This window comes from Bdellovibrio svalbardensis (assembly GCF_029531655.1).
GTDB classification, from domain to species: domain Bacteria; phylum Bdellovibrionota; class Bdellovibrionia; order Bdellovibrionales; family Bdellovibrionaceae; genus Bdellovibrio; species Bdellovibrio svalbardensis.
The window spans coordinates 694,603-718,938 of record NZ_JANRMI010000002.1 but is presented as its reverse complement, the minus strand read 5'-3'; the positions used below and the strand labels follow the sequence as shown (position 1 = coordinate 718,938).

Below are 24,336 nucleotides of genomic sequence, written 5' to 3'. Positions count from 1 at the left end.
AGACTTCCATTACTCGTCGCAATATCGCTATGCTCTAGGGTATAAATCCTAACCACCCTAGAGAGGTTCCTATGTCAGGCAATGTTCACGATTTCAAAGTAGCAGATATCAGCGGCAAGCCCGTTCAACTTGAGCAATACAAAGGCAAAGTCCTTCTTATTGTGAATACTGCTTCAAAATGCGGACTCACTCCTCAATACACTGATCTTGCAAGTCTCTACGAGAAATATAAAAACAACGGTCTTGAAATTCTTGGCTTTCCAGCAAATGAATTCGCCGGGCAAGAACCCGGTTCTAACGACGAGATCAAAGACTTTTGCACGATGAATTTCGGCATCAAATTCCCGATGTTTTCCAAAGTTGTCGTGAAGGGCGAAGGACAGCATCCGCTGTACAACTATCTAACCCAAACAATTCCTCACACGACTAAAAATCCAGACAGTCATTTCGAAAAGACATTGAACGAATATGGTGAGTTCCGCACAAATCCATCCGATGTTCTTTGGAACTTTGAAAAATTCTTGATTGGTCGCGATGGAAAAGTGGTGGGCCGTTTTGCGCCAGACATGAATCCCCATGATGAAATCCTGACTAAGGCCATTGAAAAAGCTCTTGCGTAATTAACCCCTCAGGAGCCTCGTGAATCTGCAAACTTACCTACAAGCACGTCTGAGCCTCGCGGCCAAACAAAGCACCACCAGAGTGATGTGTGCCCATTGCCTGCAGCCAGACGTGGGTTGCTATTGCCCCTCCATCCAGAGATTTGATCCCGGGATGGAGTTTGTAATTCTGATTCACCCCATCGAAGTTCGCCGCCGCATTGCCACTGGAAGAATGTCCTCTTTGTGTTTGGAAAATTCTCACATGATTTCGGGCGAAGATTACTCCAACAATGCGCAAGTGAATGCATTGATTGCGGACCCTGATTTTCATTCTGTGATTCTTTATCCAGGAGCGGATTCAAAGGATTTGACCCCAATGACCGAAACAGAAAAAGCCGAGCTTTTTCCCGTCGGAAGAAAACTGCGCATCTTCGTCATTGATGGTACCTGGGCCACGGCAAAAAAGATGGTCCGCAAAAGTGCGAATATCAAAGCCTTGCCTAAAATTTGCTTTTCCCCTGCAAAACCTTCAAACTTTCGCGTGCGCAGACAGCCCAATACACATTGTTTCTCAACTATTGAAGCAATACACCAGAGCATCGAATTACTCGGTTCAGTCAGCGGCTTTAACACTGCTTCTCGCTGCCATGATAATTTACTTCAAGTCTTTGATAAGATGGTCGAACGACAACTGGACTACGTGAAAGATTCCTATGCACGCTCGGGCAAGGATCCATTGAGTCGCGAACGCAAACGTCAAGGTGATTGCTTAGCCTGAGTTCTAGCCTGAATACAGAGCTGATCACATCGCTCGTTAAAGACAACGCCCGCGTGCGCGCGCACCCACCGCCAAGAAATAGAGTGCTGTTCGTTTAAAGAATCCAGTATTTTGATTTGATCAACGCTTGGGATCTCTTGACCGGTTTTCTTAAGCCACCCGTTTTGCTTCCAATCCGACAACCACAGAGTCATGGTATCAACCAAGATACGTGAGTCTGAATAAAGAGTGGCCTTGGTTCCTAACGGCAAAGAACGCAGAGCCTCTATGGCCGCTTGAAACTCCATCCGCGTGCAATTGGTCTTTCTTGCTGGGCCCGAATCCTCTTTGGTTATTTGACCATTCTTAACTTGAACATAAGCCCAAGCACCTCGACCGGCTTTCCAGCTTCCGTCAGTATAGATTTCAAAAACAGGCGACTTATCTTTTGTGCAGATAAATTGAACTAATTTCTGAAAAACTCTCTTCACTGCTCTCGACACCGTTCCTCCGACTTTTATTCAATCATGCCCGCCCGGTTAAATGAACAAAGTTTTATCGACGCACTCCCCTCCAATCGACCTCAGATGCAAAGAAACAGATTTAGAGCCTCTCGCATTCACTTGATTTTCATTATTTCTCATTAGACAGGGTTCTCTTTTAGAAAAGAACCCAATCGAGTATATCTGTCGCCCTATGATTCGATCTTTTCGCAAATGGCACCGCTGGATATCTGTCGCAATAGCTCTTCCCTTCGTGATCACACTCACGACGGGTATTTTGCTGGCGACTCGTGGCTTTAATTCTTGGGTTCAGCCCGAGTACGCGCCCATCAAAACAGGCTTGAGTGTTTCTTTTGAACAAATTCTAACCGCTGCTCAAAGTATCCCTGAAGCCAAAATTAAAAGCTGGAAGGATGTTTCACAAATAGATATCCGACCTGCTACTGGAAATATCCGCCTGCGCGCGAAGAACACCCAATGGGAAATTCAAATCGACGGAGCCACCGGCCAGGTAACGGGAACGGGAATACGCAGGGCCTCTTTTCTTACTTCACTCCATGAGGGAGCTTATTTTGGTCCCTTCGTAAGATATGGTGTCTTTCTGCCTAGCGCTCTTGGCGTCTTCTTCCTGTTGGCGTCAGGAATCGCAATATTTACTCAACCATATTTTAATAAAAGAAAAAAGAAACTTAGCCAAGGATCAACCCCATGAACTTTACTCAATTCTCTAGTGAAGAAAAAAAGAATTTTGCCAAGGGATTTCGCTTTGGTCTTGAATCAGAATATCTCGTCGTAAAAAAAGACGACTTCACTCCATTGTGGCATCATGATCTGACTTTTGAACTTTTGAACGACATCTTCGAGACCGTTCCTTTGGATGGAATTCCTTCGTGCGATGGATTGGACCTCGAGCCTCCGCAAACAAAATTAATGCCTTTCGTGGTCGAAGGTTACCATCTTCCAGATATGGATGTGGGAGCAAAAGAAATTTTACCAAAGGGAGTTGAGATTCGGACTCCGGTCTGTGACAGCCTTGAACATGTCTTGCAAGTTCACACCACATTGTTTCATCGCCTCAAGACAGCAATGAATGAACACGGATACGATCTGGTCTGTCTTTCACATCACCCTATACATTCAAAATTTTCCGGCCCCCAAAACAAACGTCGCCATGATTACTGGCAGTGGTCTATGGAAGTTATGACGACCTTTGGTCCGGATATTAACGTGAGCCTGCCAGAAACTCTCGCGGCGATGGTCAACGAAGAAGAACTTGAAGCTAAGATCAACTACTATGGACCAGCGTTGTCAGCCCTGAGCGTGGCATCTCCATTCTGTGATGGCGCCCCTTGGGAATTGCGTGAAGGTTTTGGAAAAAGCTTCCGCATGCACAAACGCAGCTATATCGCACCTCCGATTGAGTTTCACCCAACTGAAAAAAATCGCTATGAATTCAAAGTGTTCGATATGCCGAATTCTGTTGAAGAAATTGAAGCGCAATTTCTATCTTTCCTTGCCTTGGTCTTGGATGAAGGACTTCAAGGGCGCGCCACCAAGCAGACTCGCATCTATGATCTAGGCCAAGTGGCTCGTCATGGCTTGCAAGCTGAAGATATGTCTGCGCGCGCAACTGAATTGCTTGAGCGGGCCCCCGCTGTTCTTAAAGAATGGGGCTATGATGCCAAAGCACTTGAGGTTTTCAAAAAGCGTGTTTTGACTGGAAAGACTCCGGCGGACGATATGATTGAAATGTTTCAACAGACCAAGTCATTGAAAGACGTTCTGAAGTCTCGCAGTCAGTTCCGAGTTTAATAATGAACAAGCCTCCTTGCTCTTCAATTCAAACTGACCTATCAAAGGTGAAATCGGGAGATTGGTTTCTTCCGATGACCATCAAAGAGATAAATCAGCACGCTTTGATTGCAGAGGCACTCTCTCGAGGAGCGGTGGGCTTTACCTACGAACAAGGTCAGCGCGACTCTTTTGATTCATCCTTACTGAAAACTTCGAACTTTGCGGTTCCCAATCTTCGTGATTATCTGTTTTCTTTGGCTCGTGAAAAGCGAGCCCAAATCAATCCTCAGATTGCAGTCATTGCGGGAAGCGCTGGCAAGACCAGCGTGAAAGAACTTGTGGGTGCGATTTTAAAATCCTGGCATCCTCAAAAATATTTTATCAGCCCGGACAATCAAAATACTAAAATTGCCTTAGCAACGCAGATTTTACGTCTGCCTTCTGATTGCCAATGCGCCAGTTTCGAAATGGGTGCACGGCGCGTGAACGACTTCGCCATTCCGCTCAGTTATTTACAACCTTCCGTGGTTGCGTTGTTAAATATCGGAAGCGCACATGTTGGAGAGTTTGGCTGCAAAGAAAATCTTTGGAACGAAAAAATCTCCTGCCTCAATTCTGAATCCGCTAAATCCTTGGTCGTTCCTTCTGACAACCTTTTAATTCTTGAATATGCCATGCAAACTGGAAAGAATGTTCTTTCCTTTGGTTACTCCAAACAAAGCTCAATCCGGATTTTAGACGAGACCACTGAGCAAATTACGTTGCGGATCATGGACGACACCGTGAAACTTGACTGCCCTTTTCAGGGGGCAGCAAAAGCACTCAATGTTGCAGCATCTGTCGCTGTCGCCAAATCCATGGGCGCGCCTTTATCTGCAATACAAGATGGTCTGCAAAAATTTGACGGAGTTCCTCGCCGTTTTCAGCTCTTCCAGTGGGACCGAGTGACGGCCATTGATGACGCTTTCAACGCCAGCCCTGAAAGTTATGCCGAAGGCCTTCAACGGCTGAAGAAACTTTCAAACGAAAAGCGCCTGCTGTTGGTTTTAGGATCGATGCTTGAGCTGGGAGAATCTGCCGAAGCAGAGCATCGTAAAGTTGCTCATCAAATTAAAGATCTCTTTGGCTTATCTGCGCGTGTTGCCGTAGCAACTGTTGGAACTGAAGCTAATTGGATTCATCAGGAATTGAAAAGCTTGGGGTTTTCTTCAGACCAGCTACAACATTTTCAATCAGCTGCGGATGCTCGTAGGATTCAAAATCAACGCCTTGAATTTGATCTGATTTATTTTAAAGGTTCCAAATCTATTCAGTTGCAAACTATTTTTGGTGACTCATGAATTCCGCCAACTCTTTGTACGCTCAGGACTTTGGAAATCTACAGATCGCCATGGCTTTCGTTTTGGTTCTTGTTGCCATGGCCATCTCAAAACTTCTTAAGCTTGATCTGAAAAAAGACTTCTTCATAGCGTCGCTGCGCACCACTCTACAACTCATCGGAGTTGGCTATATCCTAAGGTGGGTTTTTAAAAGCGAATCCCTTGTCGTCAATCTACTCATTCTTTTAGTTATGACCCTGGTCGCAGCACAGGCAGTCACTTCTCGTTTAAAACAAAAGAACTTGAAATATTATGTTGCAGCACTTGTTGCACTTCTTGCCAGTGTTTGGCCTTTAGGTTTTATTGCCTTGGAGGTGTTCTTCCGCGCGCAAGCTCTGCAACAGTCGATTTTCTTTATACCCTTTATGGGCGTACTCATGGGCAATGCCCTGTCTGCCATTTCATTGGCCTTCGTCGGACTAGAAAGAGTGCGTGCCGAGAATATTTTAGAAATTGAAACTTTCAAAGCTCTGGGTGCAAATTCCTTTGAAGCTTGTCAGCGTCTTTACCGTGATCTTTTGCGTAACGCCCTTACTCCCAATCTGAATGGAATGACCATCGTAGGAATCGTGAGTTTGCCGGGTGTGATGGCCGGTCAGCTAATCGGCGGCGTCGATCCCGTCACTGCGGCCCGCTTTCAAATCCTGGTTATGTTTCTAATCTTACTGACCGCGATGGTTGGAACTTTGGTGGCCCTTGGCCTGAACCATTTTTTCTTTATGCCTTCGTGGTTAACCTCCCAGGAACAACCTTGGAGCTTCCCCTTAGAGCAGCATGAAAAACTCGTACTCAGCGGACCTTCTGGAACCGGAAAGAGTCGTCTGCTAAAGTCCATGAGACTTTTAGATTTGGAATCCGTGCGCGCAACACTGCAAAACAAATCTTCAGTCAAACTTCTTGAAAGCAGCTCATTAAAAACTCAATATCTTCATCAAAGAGCTTTCTTTATTCCGGGAACCGTTGAAGAAAACCTGCGCTGGCCTTTCAGTTTTAAGAACAACAGCGAGAAAATCTATAAAGCTGATAGAATTCAGAAATTTTTGAAAAAGCTGGGGCTTCCACCAGATATCCTTCAAAAAAATGCGACAACACTTTCAGGCGGTGAAGGTCAATTGATTCACCTGATCCGCAGTCTGCAGTTCGACCCTCAGGTACTTTTCCTCGATGAACCTAGCTCCTCCCTGGATTCACAGAAGACGGAGCTGCTGGAAGCTTTTTTAGACGAATGGACACAACAAAAAAATCATAGCCTCGTTATGATTACGCACAATCGGGATCAAACAAAACGATTTGCATCCAAGGTATTGCTCTTAAAGGACGAAGGTTTAATGTATGAATAAATTTTTACTTTGCTCTTCGTTGATTTTCTCGGTTTGCGCCCAAGCGCAGACATCTTCGTCCCATGTTTCTGGAACTGAGAACATAGCCAATAGATCCGTTCTGAGTGACGAAATCAAGAACAAGACCTTCCAAGAAAATACAGAGATTACAGACGCAAAACTAAAAGCAGATGCAGGCTCCCTATCCCGATACAGTCTGAAATTCAACTTCACCTACAATGGACCGACATTGACCGATCTTTCTGAAAAAGATCAGCCAAATCCAGATGGCAGCATTGGAAGTTTTCAAACTTCTTTAGGGGGTTCCATAGGCGCCCGCTATCGCATCAACTCAAAAAGCACAGTGGGCATTTCCACCGGGCTTAAATCAATTCATCCTTTTCATGGAGCAGAAAGAACTGACTTGAGCAATCCGTCGCTAACCTACGACTACTCAAGTCGCATCGCCGGAATTCAAATGAAGAACTCCCCGGGGTTTGTACTTAGAACCGTCCCTGATTTCACCAAAGTGGGACAATACGGAATGCTTTTAGACAATCACTCGCTGGTCTATGACCTGGGCCCGAGCGGATTTTCCATTGGCACTGATATGGCCGTGGGTTACTTCCTCTACAACCGCGAATACCAAACTGCGGATGGGAAAGCAGCTCGCTATAGTTTTGAATTCAACCCTAATTTGAAATACAATTTTTCAGACAAACTGAGCTTTGTGTTCTCATCCAATATTTCACTTTGGAATCCACGGGGCCGCAGCGACCAATTTGCCTTATTAAATAAATCCATCAACCAAAAATTAGGCCTGGGCTATGCCTACCAACGAGATATCTACATCAATCCCTTTTTGACATTTTATCCGCAGCATTTAACCTGGTCGGGCGTCACTCTAAATCTGACGACAATTTTTTCAGTCTTTTAGGGCTCGACCGTTTTCACTTCGTTGGAACTTTGAAATCTTTTATTGAAAAGTCTTTTTAAAACCTGCTCAGTGAGAGTCACAAGACTGTTTGTCATACGATCCGTCTCTTCAAAGAGTATGGCATATTGCTCACTGGCTTTTTTCTGAGTTTCTGCGAACTGAACATAGGCACCACGCACATCAGGAAACTGATTGCGCAGGACCTCACGCCCGCGCAAAGCCTCACAGAGAAGAGTTAAACTCTCTTCAACACTTTCCGCGAAGACATCGAAGGCTCTGAGTTGGTCTTCAGAGAATTGCAGGGATGATCCTGCCTCCACGGCCATCATAGCATGGGCAAATCTATTTGAGGCTACGGTAACGGCGCTGATGATTTTTAAATCTTCAAAAGTGACACCTCTTTCTAAAGAGATGCGCCCCGAGGCCGCCTGAAAGTTGAATCGCGCCACTCGCGCCTTTTGCCTGAGACTATCCATCTCTGCATCCGACCGAACTGACTTCTTTCGCACCGAGGATGCAATGGCTTTAAAATATTCATGATAAGTTTCCAACATGCGCGCCACCACTTCACTCAATTGAAGTTTTTCTGAAGTTGGCCAGAGCCAATACACGACCAGGGCAATAACTCCTCCTAAGAAAGTATTAATCCCACGAGCCCAGATGACATCTTTGGGGGCAACACCAGTCAGAGCGATTAAGAGGACAACAAGGGCGGCCATGCTCATCGCAAAAATTCCATAATTTGTCGGACCAATCCAGCGAATCAAAAAAGAAAAAAACACAATCAACGAAACACTCACCCAGGGATTATCTGGTAGAATATGAAACAACACAGTTGCCAGGACCAAACCAACCAGAGTGCCAGCCATCCTTAGCAACCCACGACTGAAGGTGGAGGCATAGTCTGGTTTCAGCACGATGGCGATCGTCATTGGCACCCAATAAGCTCGACTCAAATGCAAACTGTGACTGACAAGCTCCCCGATGACGATGCACACCGTAAGACGAATGGCATGGCGAAAGCCCGGCGATTGAAAGGTCATATTCGCGCGCAAAGTTGCCAATGTTCCTCGAAAGCGCATCTTTAAAGGCCGTGAGGCTTCAAGACGTTCCGCCTTTTCAATACCCACTTGTGTGGTCTTCAATGACAAATCGACTGTGGCACGAAGCTGACCTCCCAGGCCTTCCAACTGATAGACCAAATCATTCAAGACGGCCGTCATAAAAGGAGTTTCGGAATCCAGTCTTTGCAGCTTCACTGCTTGAGAAGAATCATCAACCTGAGCCAATAGCTTCGGTCCAACGCCTAAGGGCTGCCCACTCACGACAACCTCTGAGACCGCTCGCAGGATCTGCGCTGTCGTTTCAAGAATTCTGGCCACAGATTCAATGCTCAAGTGCTGGGGATTTTCACGCTGTAAACGCTTTTTAAGACGAATTAAAGACAGGATTGTAATGCGCAGACGCTCGGCTTGGCTTAACAAAGAACGATAGCGACGCGCTTCTGTTCGATCATCACCGGCCAAGGCAACCAAGGCATTCTGAGTTTCAATAGTCTGTAAGCTTCCCATCGGAGTGTCCTTCGCCTGCCCCGTTGAAACCGTAAGAAATGCCAAATCCTGAAATAGATTACTCAAGGCCCGACATTCGGGTTTGTATCTTCGAAGAGGCCACAATCCCACGCTGACAATGGACTGCAAGATGCCTCCAAGGAATGCATAAAGACTTAAATACAAAGCGGCTTCAGGACTCAAAGGCTGTACTGAAAAAATCAAGAACGTGGCCAACCCCATCACGCCCAAGTCGGCAGCGATCGCATCAACTACCACTAACATTCCGGCAAAAAAAGCCCCGACAGTGAGGAAGATAAACATCAATGTGGAATCATGGGCGGATAGAACCGAAATAAAAACCGCCACCGCCGACAGTACAGAAGCCGTTAGCATTCTTTTGGCGCGATCTAAATACGCATCCGAACGATCAGAAAAACAAACATTCAGGGCGCCAATCGCGATCGAAAGCCCAATTTTAGGTGAACCAACCAAGAAACCAATACCAACAGACAAAGCCATCCCGAGGGCCGCACGAAACCCCAACCAAGGTTCCATTTTATTTTTCTCAAATCGCCCTAGCTGAGCCCAAAAACCACTCATTTTACCCATGAACTCAGACTACTCCTCGAAATTTCTGAAAGGTACTGATTTTGACACACTTCATTCGAAATCAAATTTTCTGGAGAAACTTCCAAAGTAGTCATAAATTGGGCGTACAGACAGAAGGAGCTCTTAATATGGCATTTCGTTGGATTGGAAAATCAGAAGACGGCAAAACTGTGACTTTGCGTCGCCTTGAAGATTGTCAAATGCCGTTTCCTCCGTATGCCACTTCTGAATGGATTAAAAGCAACGTTGATATTATTCGCGTTGGTGCCGTCCTGGATGTCGAAACCACAGGCCTCAATCAGAACGAAGATGTCATCATTGAGTTGGGGCTTCGTCAGTTTCTTTTCAATAAAAACACAGGCGAGATTCTAAAGCTGGGCAAGTCCTATTCCTCTTTCCAGGATCCAGAACGAGAGTTGCCAAAAGAGATCGTCGCTTTAACCGGCATCACCGATGAAATGGTGGCTGGCCAAAAGATTGATTGGGAAATGGTCAATTCATTGATTCACGAGAGTGCCGTTGTCATCGCTCACAATGCTCGCTTTGACCGACCATTTATTGATAAAAAATCAAAACCTTCTACCGAGAAAATCTGGGCCTGTTCGTTGAAACAAATTGATTGGAATGTGAAAGGATATTTTAGTTCTAAGCTGGAACTCTTGAATATCTATCACGGCTTCTTCACTGATTCACACCGTGCACTGAATGATGCGGATGCCTTGCTTTACCTTTTGAGCCAAACGGATCCCGCTACTAACAAACCTTATTTCTTCGAACTAGCAAATAATGCAAAGAGATTGATGACTCAAGTAGTGGCAACGGCTGCTCCGTTTGATGCAAAAGATCATCTTAAGGGGCGCGGTTACAATTGGGACAGCGTCAATCGTTTCTGGGCAAAAACTATTTTCAAAGATGATGTGCCTGCGGAAATTTCCTGGCTCGAGGATTCTGTTTACTGTGGCCCCTTTGGCGGAATTACCCGCGACATCGCCCTGACTGACGGATTTAAAAACTAGTTGATTTAAAAGTCCTGCCCTGACTGCAAGGGCAGCTTTTTTTTCAGCCTAGACGTCCTGCTGACTAATTTTGAGAATTTATTTTTAGTCCAGGGCTTTTCCCATTAGCGAATTAAAAGCTCTTCAAGATTCAATCTGAAAAATATCTTTGCACATTTCAAAAACCTCCTCGAGCCAAACTGTCTAAATTCTGTTCATCCAAAAATATGGACCTGTCCCTGTATTGTGATTTGTCCAGCCAACAAGATAGGATCATTCAAAGGCCACAAACCGAAGAGGAAGGTTATGACCAACCAATTACTTTCAAAATTTATAATTGCTCTGGTGATCTCACAAAGCATCGTTGCATGCAAATTGACTCCAGACTCTGGATCTTCCTCAGGCACTACAGATGGTGGAAGCAATACTTCACAAGGCGGTGGCACTGTTCAACCATCACCTTCACCATCTCCCACACCAAGTCCGGTGCCGACTCCAAGTCCGACACCGAGCCCAACACCATCACCAACTCCTTCTCCAACACCTCCTCCAACATCTGGAGACTCAACGGGGTCCCCTGATGTCAACTGCGGAACAGCGGTAGCAGGAATATTGGATGCGGGAACAATCTCGATCAACAATGGTGGTGTGTTAACTAATAGCATGCAGGTGAACCTTTCTTTAGATCGCCAGTTCGTGAGATCCATGAAGATCAGCAACACTCCGGATTGTTCTTGCGGTACATGGGAACCCGTTGCTGCGACCAAAAATTGGACACTTGGAAAAGCTAACGGCGTCAATGCCGTCAGTGTTCAGTTTCGTGACTACGATGGCAGCTTAACTATTTGCGCCTCTGCAAGCATCAAACACGACAACCTGCCACCACAGATTTCTTTGGTCGCGGCAGCTGGCAACACTTACCTCACTGCCACCAACAATATCTTCAACTATGCCGCGACAGATGCTGGTTCAGGAGTTAAAGCCGTTTCATGCAGCCTTGATGGACAAGCTGTTAGTTGCGCAGGCAATTCAGGCTCTATTGCGACTTCCAATCTTTCATCCGGCACTCACAAAGTTGTCGTCACTGCGACTGACAATCTCAATCAATCTGCTTCAGCGAACTTGAGCTTTACGATCTCAAGCCCTTACCGTGAAATCACCCAGAACAAATCAGTCACCGCAGATAACAAAGTGGACATCTTGGTTGTGGTCGACAACTCTCCGTCCATGCAAGACGTTCAAAAAAATATGGCAAAACGCGTGAGCTCATTGATGGACCAGGTAAAAAATCTTGATTACCGTATTGCCGTCACGACCACAGATCCCTCAAGCAAAACCGTCGGCGACGGTCGCTTACTTCCACTGACTGGCTTTACAAATCAATATGTGATCACTCCAGCCATGGGGCTTGCGAATGCACAGACAGCTCTGAGCAATACGGTACAACGCCCTGAAGTTGGTTCAGCCAGCGAGCAAGGTATTTACGCCACTTACCGTGTTATCGAAAGAGCCCTTGCCGGAGAAGTAAATCAAAAGGCCTTGTTCAGACCTGATGCTGCTTTCTCTGTGATTCTTATTAGTGACGCCAATGAATCTGCAACTGGAGCCAAAAACAAGCCCCAGAACTTGATCGACTTTGTAAAATCCAACTGGCCAAATAAGAGATTTAATTTCAACTCCATCATTGTCAGACCCAATGATTCTGCCTGCTTGAGTGCGGGTCGAGAAGCCTATGGTCCGACTTATGATGCGCTCTCACGTCTTTTGGGTTTTGGAACAGTGGGTGGCTCTATCATCGGTAGCGTTTGCGCCAGTGATTACGGAGCACAGCTTTCTGGTATCGGCCAAAGCGTTCAACAGATGACGAAGACTTTGGATTTGGAATGCGCACCTATTGGCAGCACCCAATCAGCTGTTCTGGTTTTAAAAGATGGTTCGAACTATACAGACGCTTATGAAATTCAAGGATTGAAGATTGTTTTCCAAAACAGTCTTCCGGCGGGAAAATATACTTTAAGCTACAAATGCCAATAGATAGAAATATAGTAATCGGCTGATCGGATAAAAAAAGAGCTGACTTAGATAGTCAGCTCTTTTGAATTTACTGAACAGAGAGAATCTCATACTCGAGAACCTGATTGCCTCTTTCGACCAAAGCAACCTGCCCTGCTTTCAAACCCAACAGAGCCTCTCCCAAAGGACTATTTGGCGTAATAGTCTGCAATCGCTGACCTTCGAACTCAATATTCAAACCACCCCCCTTGGGTAATATGAACAGAAAGAACACCTTATCATTGAGATCCACCTCGACCAACGCCGTTGCTGAAATCGGATCCTGCGGACCGAAGCTTTTAGGTTCAAGATGCTTATAAAGAACCAAGAGTTCCTCAGTATCAACAATTCGTTTTGACTGAGCCCCTGCCAGATAAGAAGCTTCCAGTCCGCGAGTGTCATACTCGTTTTCAGGCTTACTTTCCTCATGGGTAGCAGCTTCTGCTGTCACACGAGCCGCTTCCTTCAGAATCGCCAAGTCATTCATAAGTTGCTGTCGAATGTGATTAATGAGTTTCTGCTTGTCCACGAAAGTACCCCCACCATCAGACATGTTAGATCAGGCATGATACTGCAAATAGAACTCAGGGACAACATGAACCTAGAGTCCGATTGCTATCCTTCCTGTTCTGTGACAGCATTGAGTTCTATGTCAGACTCAATTCTTGCCATCGACTTCGGAACCAGCAACTCACTTGTGGGCGCCTTTCATCAAGGTAAAGCTTTACCGGCTTTACCTTTGGATCCCAAAGCCGCAGATCCTTCAATGATGAGAACCTTGCTTTACTTTCCCCATGCAGATCTTTGCTATTACGGAGCTGAAGCGATTGATCAATACATTGAGCAAGATATGGAAGGACGTCTCTTCCGATCCTTCAAGTCGCATCTACCCAATCAAAACTATCTGGGCACCATTTTAGACAATCGCATTCTGACTTTAGAGAATCTGGTGGGCATTTTTCTTCTGGAACTCAAAAAGCGGGCTGAAAAATGCTTAGGCACCACTGTCGATCGCGCCGTGATCGGCCGACCGGCAAGATACTCCATGGATCCAGTCGCGGACGGCTTTGCACTACACCGCATGGAAAAAGCCGCACAATGGGCCGGCTTCAAAGAAGTGCAATTCGTCCCAGAACCCTTGGCGGCGGCTTTCGACTATCGTCGACAAATTGAAAAAGAAAAAATTGTCCTTATCGGCGACTTTGGCGGAGGAACCTCCGACTTTACTTTAATTAAACTTCGTCCCGACGGCTTTGATAAAAAAGATGTCCTGGCAATTGATGGCTGCCCACTTGCTGGGGACGCTTTGGACAGTGTTTTCATGAGTCACAAGTTGAATGAACACTTCGGAGCTAAGTCACGCTACCGCCTCCCAATGAGTAGCAATGTATTAACGATGCCGCCAGCGATCACCCAAAAACTCAATCATCCAGCTCATATTGTGCATCTCAAAGAACGAGACACCTATGAGTTTATTCGCGAAGTGCGCAAATGCTCTTTAACCGGTAAAGACAAAGATTCTATAGATCGACTGTTTATTCTTTTGGAAGATCAACAGATCTTTCCATTTTTCGAAAGCATTGAAAAAACCAAACGAGCCCTTTCCGCCAACGAAACGGCCACCTTCCATTTTGACTATCCAGATATTGAAACCAAAGAAGACTTCACGAGCTCACAATTTATTCAATGGGCCGAAGACACACGCAGTAAAATCTTTGAAGCATTGGACCGCTGCCTTGAATCAGCCAATATCACTCCTGAGCAAGTGGATTTAGTCTGCCTCACTGGCGGAACTGCGAAGGTTCCCTTTATTCAAGGTGAGTTGGAAAAGCGCTTTGGCAAAGAACGCCTACAAACTCAATCTCACTTCCATTCTGTTCTTGGGGGATTGGTCGAATCCGCCGCTTTTTGGGGTCAAGGCCAAAGAGTTGTAGATTAGCCTCTCTTTTCAAGATTTTAGCCTGTCTCAAATTTAGATGTTAGAAATAACCAGCTGTTAATTTTCATTAGACAGCTGTCTAGGTATTTCAACTCGGAATGACTTTGCGTCGATCTGAATCAATCTGGAATTGGCCCTCTCTTTGCTTTTACCTTAAATCACACAACGACATTCAAACAGGGGGATTCATGATGAAGACGCAAGTCATTCTAACGGGTATTTCTATTGTTCCAAAAACTTTCAAAAAGGAAAAAGACCTCGATGTGCAAATCATCGAAAATGCTTACAACATCCGCGAGCTCGCAAACCAAAATAAAGAAGTCATGGTGGTCGTCGCTTATCTGCCGTTCATAGAAATGCGCCACTATGATCTGTATACACACTTCCAAAAAACACATCCACATATGCAAATAATTTTTGTCGTCAATGAACTTTCAGGAAATATGAAACTGAAGCTCAAGCACAATGAGGATTTCATCGTGCTTTGGAAAACCGAAGAAAATAGCCTGATCGAAAATATCCACCGCGCCCTTGAAGGGAAACGCATCAAATTGCGCCAAGACCGACGAGAACCCCACGATGTCAAAGGCCTCTTAAGTCCTTCAACACTTCCAAGTGGTGGAATGAACAGCATATCGAAAGGATTCAAGCCCATGCTTCCTGGTAACTTCGAAAACCTGTCCCAACATGGCTCCTGCGTAAAAATAGCAGCCAAGTACTACGAACCGAAGGATTTCGTAAACCTTTCATATCAAAACAAAGAAGGAGAATTCATCACCATTCAGGGCCAAGTTCGCTGGTCCAAATGGAATAAGGAAGAACAAACCCAAGAACTGGGGCTTCATTTCGTCTCATCAAATTAAAGAAAGACTGTCTAAAATACGCGCTTAACACGAGTGGAAATTCTGCGCCGACAAAATATTAAAACAACAGAAAAAGTCGGCGCGGAATTTATTTCTTTTGCAGAAAGCGAACAATCTTAAGAATCAAGATTCGCGGTGAAATGCGCAATGACTGCACCATGATCTTATTCATGAAGCCATGGATGGCCACCGCTTTTTTATTTTTAAAGGCATGATACCCATATTCCGCAACGACCTTTGCATCAGGAATATTAAGCAACTTAAAAAGAACAGCCTTGTCCATTTTAGCGGCCTCCTGAAACCCAGAACGCGTAGGTCCGGGACAAAGACTTGTGACATGAACACCCGTGTCCTTCAATTCTTCATTCAAAGCTTCTGAAAAACTCAATACAAATGCCTTCGTGGCATAATAGACCGCCATAAAGGGACCAGGCTGAAATGCTGCCGTCGAAGCCACATTTAAAATTCCGCCTGATTTTCTTTCAACCATTTTTGGAAGAAACATATGAGTGAGTTTGACCAGAGACTCAATATTCAAACGAATCATGTGTTCTTGTTTTTTCCAATCGGAATCCACAAAAGCCTCGTTGTCACCGACACCCGCATTGTTAATTAAATTCTCAACAAAAATTTCATTGTTCTGACAAAAGGCTTCAAGTCTTCTACATTCTTCTGGATTGCTAAGATCCGCCTCTAAAACATGAACTTTCACACCATGAAGCTTAACAAGCTCTGCGGCCAAATCTTCCAAGATGAGCTTGGAACGCGCTGACAGCACCAGATTGCACCCATTCTTGGCGAAGATTTTTGCAAATTCATAACCTATACCGCTGCTGGCACCGGTAATTAGAGTGTAGTTAGACATCAAACATCCCCCCAAAAAAAGAAAAATATAAACAGGATTAGAAAATCTTCTTTTCAGAAAGAAATCAAGCTGCGTTCACACTTGCTTCACCACAAAAAACATGCGTTCATTTAGATCATGGTAGAAGCACTAAGAAATAAATCACATTGGGTTATCGGCATTGTGCTGTTCGCACTCTTTGCCGTTTTCTTTTATATCAATTTCCCCTTCCTGCTTCCCTTTATACTGGCTGGAATTTTCGCCCTCGCCTTGAATGATTTCATCAACCGTCAGGCCGCAAAAAGAAAATTGCCTCGCTGGGCGATAATCACACTCGTGATGCTCACTGGCCTTGCAACCTTCTGGATCCCGATTTGCCTGGCAACCTACCGCATTGTGAATGTGGTCAAAGTGCCGGATCACCTTAGTTCTGGACATGTCTCAGAACAAGTGACCGCATTGAAGAACTTCGCGGTAGGTTTGGTACAAAAATTCTCTGATTTTACCGGTGTCGACATGGCCTCCCCTGTTCGCGACACTCTTGACAACTTACTTCATAAAATTGGTGTTTTTGTTTTTGAGGCTTCGAGCAACTTCCTCAGCTCCGCCCCTTCTGTGATCTTTAATACCTTTGTGTTTTTGCTATTCGTGGTCGTTTTGCTTTCTCAAGCAGGAAAGCTTAAGGAATTCGTCATCAAGTACAGCCCCATCGACGAGCCTCTCACTAAAAAATTTATTGCCGTCCTGAAGGTCAGCTGCTCCACGACTCTGTTTTCAACTTTCGTAATAGGTGTTATCCAGGCGACCATCATTGGACTTGGCAGTCTTATTTTTAATGAAGGAGATTTCTGGATTGTCACTCCCATAACCTTTGTATTGTCTTTCATCCCTGTTATTGGCGCAGCCCCTGTGGGCTTTGTTTTGGCAATACTTGCTTTTATTGGTGGCCGAACTGGCTCCGGAATCGGTATGGTTGCCTTCTCAATTGTTGGCGGAACGATCGACAACGTTTTGAAACCGATCATGGTGGGTGGCAAAGATCTGGATATCTCACCAGTGATTGGTTTTACCTGCGTCGTGGGCGCTATCATCATGATGGGACTACCAGGACTTCTGATCGGCCCTGTCATCATGAATGTTTTTGCGCGAATGACACCGTTATTACTTTCTGAATTGAAACAAAAATAAAAAGGAGTTCACTATGAAAAGGATTTTGTTACTGTCTCTTAGTTTGATTTTTCTAAGTTTACAATCATTTGCCCAAGACGATATGGAAGCCATGCGCATTGTCTATGTCGATAGCAGCGGAACTGATTCTGGCTACTGCCGTTCGGACGACTATTTCTGCCCAAGAACACTGAAAGACCGTGCCGAGCGCAACGCCACTCAAGAAGCGCAAAACAGATGCTACCTCAACTCGGGTTCACCACTAACGTATACTGCAAGTTGCAACACATACTGTACGCCTTCATATATTCCACCAAACACAAGTGCTTATGTAACATGCCGCTCAAGCTGCAGAATGCAATGTGAAGTAAAAGATTAATAAATTCCAGACACTTTAAATAGAAAAGGCAGGATTTAAATCCTGCCTTTTTTTTTCACTATCATTTTTTGATTTTGTAACTACAGCTTGCGAATGACTGACTTAAAGAAGTCATTGCCCTTATCGTCTACAATGATGAAGGCCGGGAAGTCTTTCACCTCAATTTTCCAGACTGATTCCATTCCAAGTTCGGGGAAATCAAGCACCTCCACCTTCGTGATGCACTCTTTACCCAAACGCGCAGCAGGTCCACCGATAGAACCCAGGTAGAAACCTCCATACTGCTTACAAGCTTCAGTCACTTGTGGGGAGCGGTTTCCTTTACCCAACATGATCATCGAACCACCCAAGGATTGGAATGTGCCAACATAGGGATCCATACGTTCACTGGTTGTCGGACCAAATGATCCAGAGGCATAACCTTTTGGAGTTTTTGCCGGTCCCGCATAATAGACGGCATAGTTTTTAAAATACTCCGGCACACCTTCACCACGATCGACTTTTTCTTTCAGCTTGGCATGAGCAATATCGCGCGCAACGATCATTGGACCGTTTAACATGACTCTTGTTGCCACCTTTTGTTCAGACAGGATTTTTAAATTTTCCTGGATCGGTTTATTTAAATCGATTGAAATAGCTTCTGCCGAGGCATCCTTTAAATGGTTTGGAAGATATTGTTCAGGGTGAAGTTCTAATTGCTCCAGGAGAATACCATCGCGTGTGATTTTCCCTTTGATATTGCGATCCGCAGAACAGCTTACACCCACTCCAATTGGACAACTTGCGCCATGGCGAGGCAAACGAATCACGCGCACATCATGCACAAAGTACTTACCACCGAACTGCGCGCCGATGCCTGTTTCACGAGCCCATTGCTCGACTTTCTTTTCCATTTCCAAATCACGATAAGCGCGTCCCGCATCGCTGCCTGAAGTCGGCAATCCATCCAGATATCCTGCGGAGGCATACTTGACGATTTTTAAAGTCTCCTCCGCCGAAGTGCCACCCACGCAAAGAGCCAGATGATAAGGAGGACACGCCGCAGTTCCCAAGGAATTCAAAGTTTCGCGAACGAATTTTTCAAAGCCCTCAGGATTCAAAACCGCTTTGGTTTTCTGATGCAGATAAGACTTATTGGCACTGCCGCCGCCCTTAGCTAGAAACAAGAAATGATATTCATCACCTTGTTCTGAGTATAAATCGATTTGGGCTGGTAGATTTGTTCCAGTATTTTTCTCTTCAAAGAAAGACACTGGTGCCATTTGCGAGAAGCGCAAATTTCTTTTTAGGTAGGTATTAAAGATACCCTTGGAAAGAAACTCTTTATCATCCGCGCCGGTGAATACGCGTTCACCTTTTTTGCCGACAACAATTGCGGTCCCCGTATCCTGACACGAAGGAAACTCCATTTGGGCGGCAATAATGGCATTCTTAATTAAGTCCAGGGCGACAAACCGATCATTCGGCGAGGCTTCAGGATCCTGAAGAATTCTTTCCAATTTTTCCAAGTGAGCCGGACGCAATAAATGCGAAACATCGCTCAGTGCCTCTTGCGCCAAAAGCTCCAAAGCTTCTGGTTCGACAATCAGAACTTCTTTATCGCCCATTTTCTCAACGCGCACATAATCGGATGAGATTTTTTTGTATTGAGTTGTATCTTTTTGCTTTTCGTAGAGTGGAGAATATTTAAATGACATCCCACAACATTAAAAGAAGCGTCGCAGGCGCGCAAGCCTCGGTGCGGCTTTTTAGGTGGGCGTTAAGGTGGGGCTTTGTGAGCCGTGATCACGGCATTTTTGGGGACCGGGCACTCTCAAAATGAGAGGTGGTCAAGGAGCGGTACCGAGGGCTGTAACGTTTTAGTTACTGAGGAAACAACTTCATGTCTCCTTCTGATACAAAACATATCGCCCTGGACCTATAAGCACAAACAGATAATAATTGTAGTTTCCATAAGTTTTGCTTATGGCAGCTTGTGTAAATTATGCCCCCTTTATCAGTTGTGAATAATAGGTGCTTTATGAATATCGTGATGCGCCGAATTTATACCCTTTCCTCGAGGATCTTGACGAAATCCTAAAGGTAATTGAAGGTTTTCGCCGCTTCCCGCATTGCAAATTCTTTATTTATCCTTTACGTTCACGGCGAAATTTTAAATTTCCAAAACTCGACAAAATCGAGTGCAAACTTTACTTCGGCAAAATCGAAGTGAATACGGAGGCGCCCCCCCATGGCAATGTTCCTAGTGAGCCTATGTCTCGTCGCAGTAATTATCTTGTACTTCGTTAACAATCCTTTGAATCACTCACGCAAGTTTATGATTCGCCGCTTTGTTAACTGGTTCCCCCTAGGCATGAGTTACGCCTTCCTCTATATGGGTCGCTACAATCTCAACGTAGCCAAAAATGCCATGGGCGATATGATGACCAAGGAACAATTTGGTTTGATCTTCGCTGCCGGAACCATCACTTACGGTCTTTCTTTCCTTCTTAATGGCCCTATCGTCGACAAGATTGGCGGAAAAAAGGGCATCATCATCGCGACCTTAGGGGCCGCGATCATGAATCTTTGTATGGGTGGGGCAACCTATCTCTACCTAATGGGTCGTTTAAAAACGAACATGGTTGTGCTCTTCTCTATTCTTTTCGCCCTGAACATGTTCTTCCAGAGCTACGGAGCGGTATCAATCATCAAGGTCAAGGCTTACTGGTTCCACGTTCGTGAACGCGGGGTCTTCGGAGCTATCTTCGGAACGTTGATCTCTTTTGGGGTCTACTTTGCTTTTGACTGGGGACAGGCGATTGTCGAGGCCTCCAAGCTTCACCCTACTGACACTTCTTGGTTCACAAGAACAATCCAACATCTTTTCGCAATCGACACTTTGACAACGAATGCGACATGGTTGGTTTTCTTTATTCCTTCTTTCCTACTGATCTGCTGGGCATTGATCGACATGGTTCTTCTAAAGGACTCTCCTAAAGAGGCCAATTTCGGCGACTTCGATACTGCTGACGCCTCTTCAGGTGATGATGAAAACGTTAAAATCACAATGAAGTTGGTTCTTAAGAAAGTTTTCTCAAGCCCGATCATGTACACGATCGCCTTGGTTGACTTTACTTCCGGCGTTCTTCGTAACGGCATCATGCAATGGTATCTAGTATTTGCACATGAGATGAAAGACAAAGATCCTGTTTACTATGCGGGAACTGAGTTCTTCACAAAGAACTGGGGCCTTTTGCTTTGCTTGACGGGCATTCTTGGTGGTTTCTTGGCCGGCATGATCTCTGACCGCGTCTTCCAATCTCGTCGTGGACCTCCTGCAGCCATTAACAATATGGTTATGGTTATTCTTCTTTTAGTGATGTCCTTCTTCCTTTTGAGAAACCCAACGATTGTTGGATCTGTTGCCGTTCTTATGACTCTGGCGGTAATCGGCGTGCATTCTTTGATGTCTGGAACAGCAGCTGCTGACTTCGGCGGTAAAAAGATGACGGCAACTGCATCTGGTATCGTTGATGGATGCGTTTACTTGGGAAGCGGCATTCAATCTTTGGCCATTGGTTATCTTTCAGCTAAAAGCTGGCAGTACTGGCCAATCTTCTTGATTCCGTTCGCGATCGCGGGACTTATTCTTTCATTGAGAATGTGGAATGAACTTCCTGAAGCGACCAAGAAGTACATCTTGAAAATGGAGCAAGAGGAAGCCAAAAAACAAGGCAACGCTCAATCAGCTCCTCTCGCAGACCCCGCAACTTAGTTTGCCCTTTTTGATATTCTTCGGCGGTGATTTCTGCCGCCGAAGAACCTCTATTCCAATTCTTTCCTGCCAATCTACATCAGCCTCGATTTTGATTGACCATCTAGTAACGAACTAGATCTGAGCTTCTGTATCCTCACAGGCCTCTTCGACACCACTTGCTCGTATTCAAAGCCTCAGGCGAAATAAGATTGCGGGAGGACTTATGAGAATCATTTGGGCGATGGATGCCTTTGAAGACAATAAGGAGCTAAATCAGAAGATGGCAGAGACCCTGTCCAATCTTTTCGAAAGAACTCGCGCAGAAATTGAGCCTCTCTATCTTCTTAGGGAAAATGAAATTGTCCTTCCCACCTATGAAGTACCAACCTGGGTCACAGATCACTCCCGCACGGCGGAATCGCTCTTTAGAGAGGTTCTGGAGGACTACAACCTGCCCTTTCTACAAGAACCCCATGTAATCCCCCACGCCTCACAATCGCACTCTGGCGCCGCCGAGGTGCTCTCTGATTATGCTTTACGCACCAAAGCTGACATGATTGTTGTCGGCAGCCACGGGCGCCAGGGGTTCCAACGCTTTATCCTAGGGAGCTTCGCAGAAAGTCTCCTATTGCAATCCGAAGTCCCTGTTTATGTCGTGGGCGCCCAATGCACTCACACTACAGCCATTAAGAACATTTTATTTCCGACGGAATTTGGCGATCATTCAAAGGATAATTTTCGACACGTTTTAGAATTCGCAAAAATGTTTCAAGCTGAAATCACTCTCTTCCATGCCGTCGCCCGTCCCATCGAAAGTCTGTTTGATCTTGATACACGTCCAAAAGTTTATAACTACAAAGGCAAAATGCTCACTTTGGATCAAATTTTAGAGCATCAAGTTGAACATCAAACACAAAGAGCCCATCGCTGGATGGATTGGGCGCTCAAAGAAGGAGTGCCGGCCAGCTTCAGAGTAGATACCAGTTTTCAAGCAATTGATAAGTTGATTTTGGAGAGTGTCGACCGCGACGGTATCGACCTCATAATTATGGAAGCGCAGAGTGGCCCTATGAGCGCCGCGATTTTAGGCAGCTACACTCGCAACATCGTTCGCGCCGCTCACTGTCCCGTGTATGTTCTCACGAGACATTTTTATGATCATCAAGAAGATCGGTTCGCCGATTCTCCAGCACCTTAATTAGATCTAGCGCACGGAAGTCTTAGAGCCCGCTTCCAAAGATCTCAACTGGGAAGGTCGCATGGAAGGCGGAAGTTTCTTATAGGCGTTATTCAAATGCGTTTTCAGAGTCGCCTTTGAAATAAATAACTTTTCAGCAATCTCAGAATTAATCATTCCCTGCATCACCATTTGCATGATGCGAATTTCGCTCTTCGTAAGTCCTCGCTCTGCAAAATAAGCTTCTTGCTTGAGTGCCTGATCCTGCTCTTCATTGAGGGGATAGAAGAAAGTTGAAATACGTTCGCCATCGTTGACGATCACAGCATCCACTTTCGAACCATCGATCTCAGTGCTCTTAAAAAGCTTCATACCCTGAGATATTGCCGAGCACTCTTTCATCTCACCATAGAGCTTCTTGCAGACTTTGCCACAAATTTGCCCAGACTGCTCGCCACAGATCTGCAAAGAAAGATTATTTTGATAAAGAACTCTTTGTTCCTGATCCTTAATACAGACTCCAACTTTGCTTAATTCTTCCATGGCCACGGTGACCTCCTTTAAACACTCTATAAAGAAACATCGCAAACTACGATGATCCAGATCATAAAGTTCATCTTTTTCGCATATTTTAAAATGTGAGTAGCACAGCCTCTTTTCACCTTGCGCATCGCAATGCACGCAACAACTTTGGATGGTAAGGATCTCGTTAAAAAGCCCGCTGGAAGTGGTTTTTCGAAAAAATCTCGAGAGAAAAGCTCAAGAGTAGTTCTTCAAAATTTTGCTATAAACGGAAAAATACCAGCATTTATGCTTCCTTTTTCAGCAAATAAACCACTCTTTGATTTCAATCCTGCAATACTAGACTAAAAACGTAATTATGTTTCGGAATAAGACTATAGTTCATGTGGGTTGTTAAAATAATTTGAAAACTCGCACCAGGGGCCACTATTGGTATCGTATTTTAGTACTTTACCATCCAGTATTGAATATTAATCCTCATGGAGAGAATATGAACACGAGCTAACTTACTGAAACCTCAAAAAGGAGGACCCTATGGGCGCAGCTCCCGCTACTCACACAAATCCTGAAAAGAAATACATGCTAAAAATTCCGGTCCAAAAGAGATCGAAAGAGACAGTGGCAAGTATTGTTGAGTCTTGTGCACGTTTATTGGTTCAAGAACCTTACCATGCAATCACGACTGATAAGATTGCTGAAATGGCTGGAGTGAGCATCGGCTCTCTCTATCAGTTCTTTGCAAACAAAGAAGCCATCGTCGCTGCAGTGATTGATGATCTTTTGCAAAAAGACCTGGTTTACATTGAAGAACAACTAGGAAAGCTTCAAGCAACGGATCTTGACTCGAAAGTTCACGCCTTCATTGACATTGGATTCTCAAGATTCCATGACAATCGTCCTTTAAGAACCGCTCTTCAAGGCGTCCAAGGCATGCTGGACTACTGGGAAACACGCCGAGTGTTCTTCGAACACTATCAAAAGGCCGTACTCGCCCATATGCCACAGCTTCCAACGCGTGATCGCGACATGGTTGCTTTGTTTATCGTGAGCTCTTTTAACAACATCCTGCAATTGAGCCTTTTGGGACCACAAACTCCTGAAAGAGAAAATGCAGTTAAAAAAGAAGTCTACACTTTAATCAGTCGCTACCTGCAACCGTAAAAAACTACTTGCCTCCTCCAACCCTCCTCGTATCCTTAAGGGAAT

General features: G+C 45.1%; 23 protein-coding genes. 17 read left to right on the top strand and 6 right to left on the bottom strand.

The annotated features are described in order from the left end of the window. The first annotated feature begins 71 nt into the window (after positions 1-71). Together NWE73_RS08580 and NWE73_RS08575 are read left to right on the top strand one after the other, a co-directional pair. A complete protein-coding gene (locus NWE73_RS08580; protein WP_277577896.1) occupies positions 72-620 on the top strand; it encodes a glutathione peroxidase in 549 nt (182 codons plus the stop codon). A 19-nt stretch (positions 621-639) separates the two neighbouring features. Further along, positions 640-1,380 (top strand): tRNA-uridine aminocarboxypropyltransferase, encoded by a 741-nt coding sequence (locus NWE73_RS08575; protein WP_277577895.1) that lies wholly within the window; start codon positions 640-642, stop codon positions 1,378-1,380. On the opposite strand, the gene NWE73_RS08570 is transcribed toward NWE73_RS08575, so the two are convergent. Continuing rightward, positions 1,359-1,862 carry a ribonuclease H family protein gene (locus NWE73_RS08570; protein WP_277577894.1) on the bottom strand — a complete coding sequence of 168 codons (504 nt, stop codon included), beginning with the start codon at positions 1,860-1,862 and terminating at the stop codon, positions 1,359-1,361. The two genes, NWE73_RS08575 and NWE73_RS08570, sit on opposite strands and share 22 nt — an antisense overlap. Positions 1,863-2,055: 193 nt before the next feature. Between NWE73_RS08570 and NWE73_RS08565 the strand changes: the two genes are divergently transcribed. From NWE73_RS08565 to NWE73_RS08545, 5 genes are read left to right on the top strand one after another with little or no spacing between them, the layout of a single operon-like run. Continuing rightward, positions 2,056-2,574: a PepSY-associated TM helix domain-containing protein gene (locus NWE73_RS08565; protein ID WP_277577893.1), complete on the top strand. Its 519-nt coding sequence runs from the start codon at positions 2,056-2,058 to the stop codon at positions 2,572-2,574. Next, positions 2,571-3,674 carry a glutamate-cysteine ligase family protein gene (locus tag NWE73_RS08560; protein ID WP_277577892.1) on the top strand — a complete coding sequence of 368 codons (1,104 nt, stop codon included), beginning with the start codon at positions 2,571-2,573 and terminating at the stop codon, positions 3,672-3,674. The genes NWE73_RS08565 and NWE73_RS08560 overlap by 4 nt, the downstream gene beginning before the upstream one ends. A gap of 47 nt (positions 3,675-3,721) precedes the next feature. Beyond that, positions 3,722-4,996, top strand: coding sequence for a Mur ligase family protein (locus NWE73_RS08555; protein ID WP_277577891.1), 1,275 nt, complete (start codon positions 3,722-3,724; stop codon positions 4,994-4,996). After that, the gene (locus NWE73_RS08550; protein WP_277577890.1) at positions 4,993-6,375 is read left to right on the top strand and encodes an ABC transporter permease; all 1,383 of its coding nucleotides are present in this window, start codon (positions 4,993-4,995) and stop codon (positions 6,373-6,375) included. The genes NWE73_RS08555 and NWE73_RS08550 overlap by 4 nt, the downstream gene beginning before the upstream one ends. Beyond that, on the top strand, positions 6,368-7,291 hold the full coding sequence (locus tag NWE73_RS08545) for a hypothetical protein (protein ID WP_277577889.1): 924 nt from the start codon (positions 6,368-6,370) through the stop codon (positions 7,289-7,291). The genes NWE73_RS08550 and NWE73_RS08545 overlap by 8 nt, the downstream gene beginning before the upstream one ends. On the opposite strand, the gene NWE73_RS08540 is transcribed toward NWE73_RS08545, so the two are convergent. Beyond that, positions 7,288-9,453 carry an FUSC family protein gene (locus NWE73_RS08540; RefSeq protein WP_277577888.1) on the bottom strand — a complete coding sequence of 722 codons (2,166 nt, stop codon included), beginning with the start codon at positions 9,451-9,453 and terminating at the stop codon, positions 7,288-7,290. The two genes, NWE73_RS08545 and NWE73_RS08540, sit on opposite strands and share 4 nt — an antisense overlap. A 128-nt stretch (positions 9,454-9,581) precedes the next feature. On the opposite strand from NWE73_RS08540, the gene NWE73_RS08535 reads away from it, so the two are divergent. Both NWE73_RS08535 and NWE73_RS08530 read left to right on the top strand, forming a co-directional pair. Next, positions 9,582-10,469, top strand: a complete 888-nt coding sequence (locus NWE73_RS08535) for a 3'-5' exonuclease (protein WP_277577887.1) — start codon at positions 9,582-9,584, stop codon at positions 10,467-10,469. A gap of 285 nt (positions 10,470-10,754) precedes the next feature. Next, positions 10,755-12,482: a vWA domain-containing protein gene (locus NWE73_RS08530; protein WP_277577886.1), complete on the top strand. Its 1,728-nt coding sequence runs from the start codon at positions 10,755-10,757 to the stop codon at positions 12,480-12,482. 67 nt (positions 12,483-12,549) lie between these two features. Here the strand turns inward: NWE73_RS08530 and NWE73_RS08525 are convergent, their stop codons facing one another. Then, positions 12,550-13,029, bottom strand: a complete 480-nt coding sequence (locus tag NWE73_RS08525) for a GreA/GreB family elongation factor (protein WP_277577885.1) — start codon at positions 13,027-13,029, stop codon at positions 12,550-12,552. A 120-nt stretch (positions 13,030-13,149) separates the two neighbouring features. Between NWE73_RS08525 and NWE73_RS08520 the strand changes: the two genes are divergently transcribed. Further along, entirely contained in the window at positions 13,150-14,439 is a 1,290-nt protein-coding gene (locus tag NWE73_RS08520; protein ID WP_277577884.1) for an Hsp70 family protein, read from the top strand. Between the two features lie 188 nt (positions 14,440-14,627). Next, the gene (locus NWE73_RS08515; protein ID WP_277577883.1) at positions 14,628-15,302 is read left to right on the top strand and encodes a PilZ domain-containing protein; all 675 of its coding nucleotides are present in this window, start codon (positions 14,628-14,630) and stop codon (positions 15,300-15,302) included. A gap of 88 nt (positions 15,303-15,390) precedes the next feature. Here the strand turns inward: NWE73_RS08515 and NWE73_RS08510 are convergent, their stop codons facing one another. Further along, positions 15,391-16,167, bottom strand: coding sequence for an SDR family NAD(P)-dependent oxidoreductase (locus NWE73_RS08510; RefSeq protein WP_277577882.1), 777 nt, complete (start codon positions 16,165-16,167; stop codon positions 15,391-15,393). 117 nt (positions 16,168-16,284) lie between these two features. On the opposite strand from NWE73_RS08510, the gene NWE73_RS08505 reads away from it, so the two are divergent. Continuing rightward, a complete protein-coding gene (locus NWE73_RS08505) occupies positions 16,285-17,334 on the top strand; it encodes an AI-2E family transporter (protein WP_277577881.1) in 1,050 nt (349 codons plus the stop codon). Between the two features lie 13 nt (positions 17,335-17,347). Further along, positions 17,348-17,692, top strand: coding sequence for a hypothetical protein (locus tag NWE73_RS08500; protein WP_277577880.1), 345 nt, complete (start codon positions 17,348-17,350; stop codon positions 17,690-17,692). Positions 17,693-17,772: 80 nt separating this feature from the next. Here the strand turns inward: NWE73_RS08500 and NWE73_RS08495 are convergent, their stop codons facing one another. Beyond that, positions 17,773-19,389 carry a fumarate hydratase gene (locus NWE73_RS08495; protein ID WP_277577879.1) on the bottom strand — a complete coding sequence of 539 codons (1,617 nt, stop codon included), beginning with the start codon at positions 19,387-19,389 and terminating at the stop codon, positions 17,773-17,775. Positions 19,390-19,922: 533 nt separating this feature from the next. On the opposite strand from NWE73_RS08495, the gene NWE73_RS08490 reads away from it, so the two are divergent. Further along, entirely contained in the window at positions 19,923-21,449 is a 1,527-nt protein-coding gene (locus NWE73_RS08490; RefSeq protein ID WP_277577878.1) for an MFS transporter, read from the top strand. 205 nt (positions 21,450-21,654) lie between these two features. Then, positions 21,655-22,629 carry a universal stress protein gene (locus tag NWE73_RS08485; protein ID WP_277577877.1) on the top strand — a complete coding sequence of 325 codons (975 nt, stop codon included), beginning with the start codon at positions 21,655-21,657 and terminating at the stop codon, positions 22,627-22,629. Positions 22,630-22,635: 6 nt separating this feature from the next. On the opposite strand, the gene NWE73_RS08480 is transcribed toward NWE73_RS08485, so the two are convergent. After that, a complete protein-coding gene (locus tag NWE73_RS08480; protein ID WP_277577876.1) occupies positions 22,636-23,151 on the bottom strand; it encodes a helix-turn-helix transcriptional regulator in 516 nt (171 codons plus the stop codon). A 132-nt stretch (positions 23,152-23,283) separates the two neighbouring features. Between NWE73_RS08480 and NWE73_RS08475 the strand changes: the two genes are divergently transcribed. Together NWE73_RS08475 and NWE73_RS08470 are read left to right on the top strand one after the other, a co-directional pair. Beyond that, complete coding sequence (locus NWE73_RS08475) at positions 23,284-23,478, top strand: hypothetical protein (protein WP_277577875.1); 195 nt, start codon at positions 23,284-23,286, stop codon at positions 23,476-23,478. Between the two features lie 186 nt (positions 23,479-23,664). Beyond that, a complete protein-coding gene (locus NWE73_RS08470; RefSeq protein WP_277577874.1) occupies positions 23,665-24,291 on the top strand; it encodes a TetR/AcrR family transcriptional regulator in 627 nt (208 codons plus the stop codon). Positions 24,292-24,336 lie beyond the last annotated feature (45 nt).

What these genes read in the sequence shown, in the direction of transcription:
- NWE73_RS08580 (WP_277577896.1), top strand. Translation starts at nt 72, where the DNA reads ATGTCAGGCAATGTTCACGATTTCAAAGTAGCAGATATCAGCGGCAAG.
- NWE73_RS08565 (WP_277577893.1), top strand. Translation starts at nt 2,056, where the DNA reads ATGATTCGATCTTTTCGCAAATGGCACCGCTGGATATCTGTCGCAATA.
- NWE73_RS08560 (WP_277577892.1), top strand. Translation starts at nt 2,571, where the DNA reads ATGAACTTTACTCAATTCTCTAGTGAAGAAAAAAAGAATTTTGCCAAG.
- NWE73_RS08550 (WP_277577890.1), top strand. Translation starts at nt 4,993, where the DNA reads ATGAATTCCGCCAACTCTTTGTACGCTCAGGACTTTGGAAATCTACAG.
- NWE73_RS08545 (WP_277577889.1), top strand. Translation starts at nt 6,368, where the DNA reads ATGAATAAATTTTTACTTTGCTCTTCGTTGATTTTCTCGGTTTGCGCC.
- NWE73_RS08540 (WP_277577888.1), bottom strand. Translation starts at nt 9,453, where the DNA reads ATGGGTAAAATGAGTGGTTTTTGGGCTCAGCTAGGGCGATTTGAGAAA.
- NWE73_RS08535 (WP_277577887.1), top strand. Translation starts at nt 9,582, where the DNA reads ATGGCATTTCGTTGGATTGGAAAATCAGAAGACGGCAAAACTGTGACT.
- NWE73_RS08530 (WP_277577886.1), top strand. Translation starts at nt 10,755, where the DNA reads ATGACCAACCAATTACTTTCAAAATTTATAATTGCTCTGGTGATCTCA.
- NWE73_RS08520 (WP_277577884.1), top strand. Translation starts at nt 13,150, where the DNA reads ATGTCAGACTCAATTCTTGCCATCGACTTCGGAACCAGCAACTCACTT.
- NWE73_RS08515 (WP_277577883.1), top strand. Translation starts at nt 14,628, where the DNA reads ATGATGAAGACGCAAGTCATTCTAACGGGTATTTCTATTGTTCCAAAA.
- NWE73_RS08510 (WP_277577882.1), bottom strand. Translation starts at nt 16,167, where the DNA reads ATGTCTAACTACACTCTAATTACCGGTGCCAGCAGCGGTATAGGTTAT.
- NWE73_RS08505 (WP_277577881.1), top strand. Translation starts at nt 16,285, where the DNA reads ATGGTAGAAGCACTAAGAAATAAATCACATTGGGTTATCGGCATTGTG.
- NWE73_RS08500 (WP_277577880.1), top strand. Translation starts at nt 17,348, where the DNA reads ATGAAAAGGATTTTGTTACTGTCTCTTAGTTTGATTTTTCTAAGTTTA.
- NWE73_RS08495 (WP_277577879.1), bottom strand. Translation starts at nt 19,389, where the DNA reads ATGTCATTTAAATATTCTCCACTCTACGAAAAGCAAAAAGATACAACT.
- NWE73_RS08490 (WP_277577878.1), top strand. Translation starts at nt 19,923, where the DNA reads ATGGCAATGTTCCTAGTGAGCCTATGTCTCGTCGCAGTAATTATCTTG.
- NWE73_RS08485 (WP_277577877.1), top strand. Translation starts at nt 21,655, where the DNA reads ATGAGAATCATTTGGGCGATGGATGCCTTTGAAGACAATAAGGAGCTA.
- NWE73_RS08480 (WP_277577876.1), bottom strand. Translation starts at nt 23,151, where the DNA reads ATGGAAGAATTAAGCAAAGTTGGAGTCTGTATTAAGGATCAGGAACAA.
- NWE73_RS08475 (WP_277577875.1), top strand. Translation starts at nt 23,284, where the DNA reads ATGCACGCAACAACTTTGGATGGTAAGGATCTCGTTAAAAAGCCCGCT.
- NWE73_RS08470 (WP_277577874.1), top strand. Translation starts at nt 23,665, where the DNA reads ATGGGCGCAGCTCCCGCTACTCACACAAATCCTGAAAAGAAATACATG.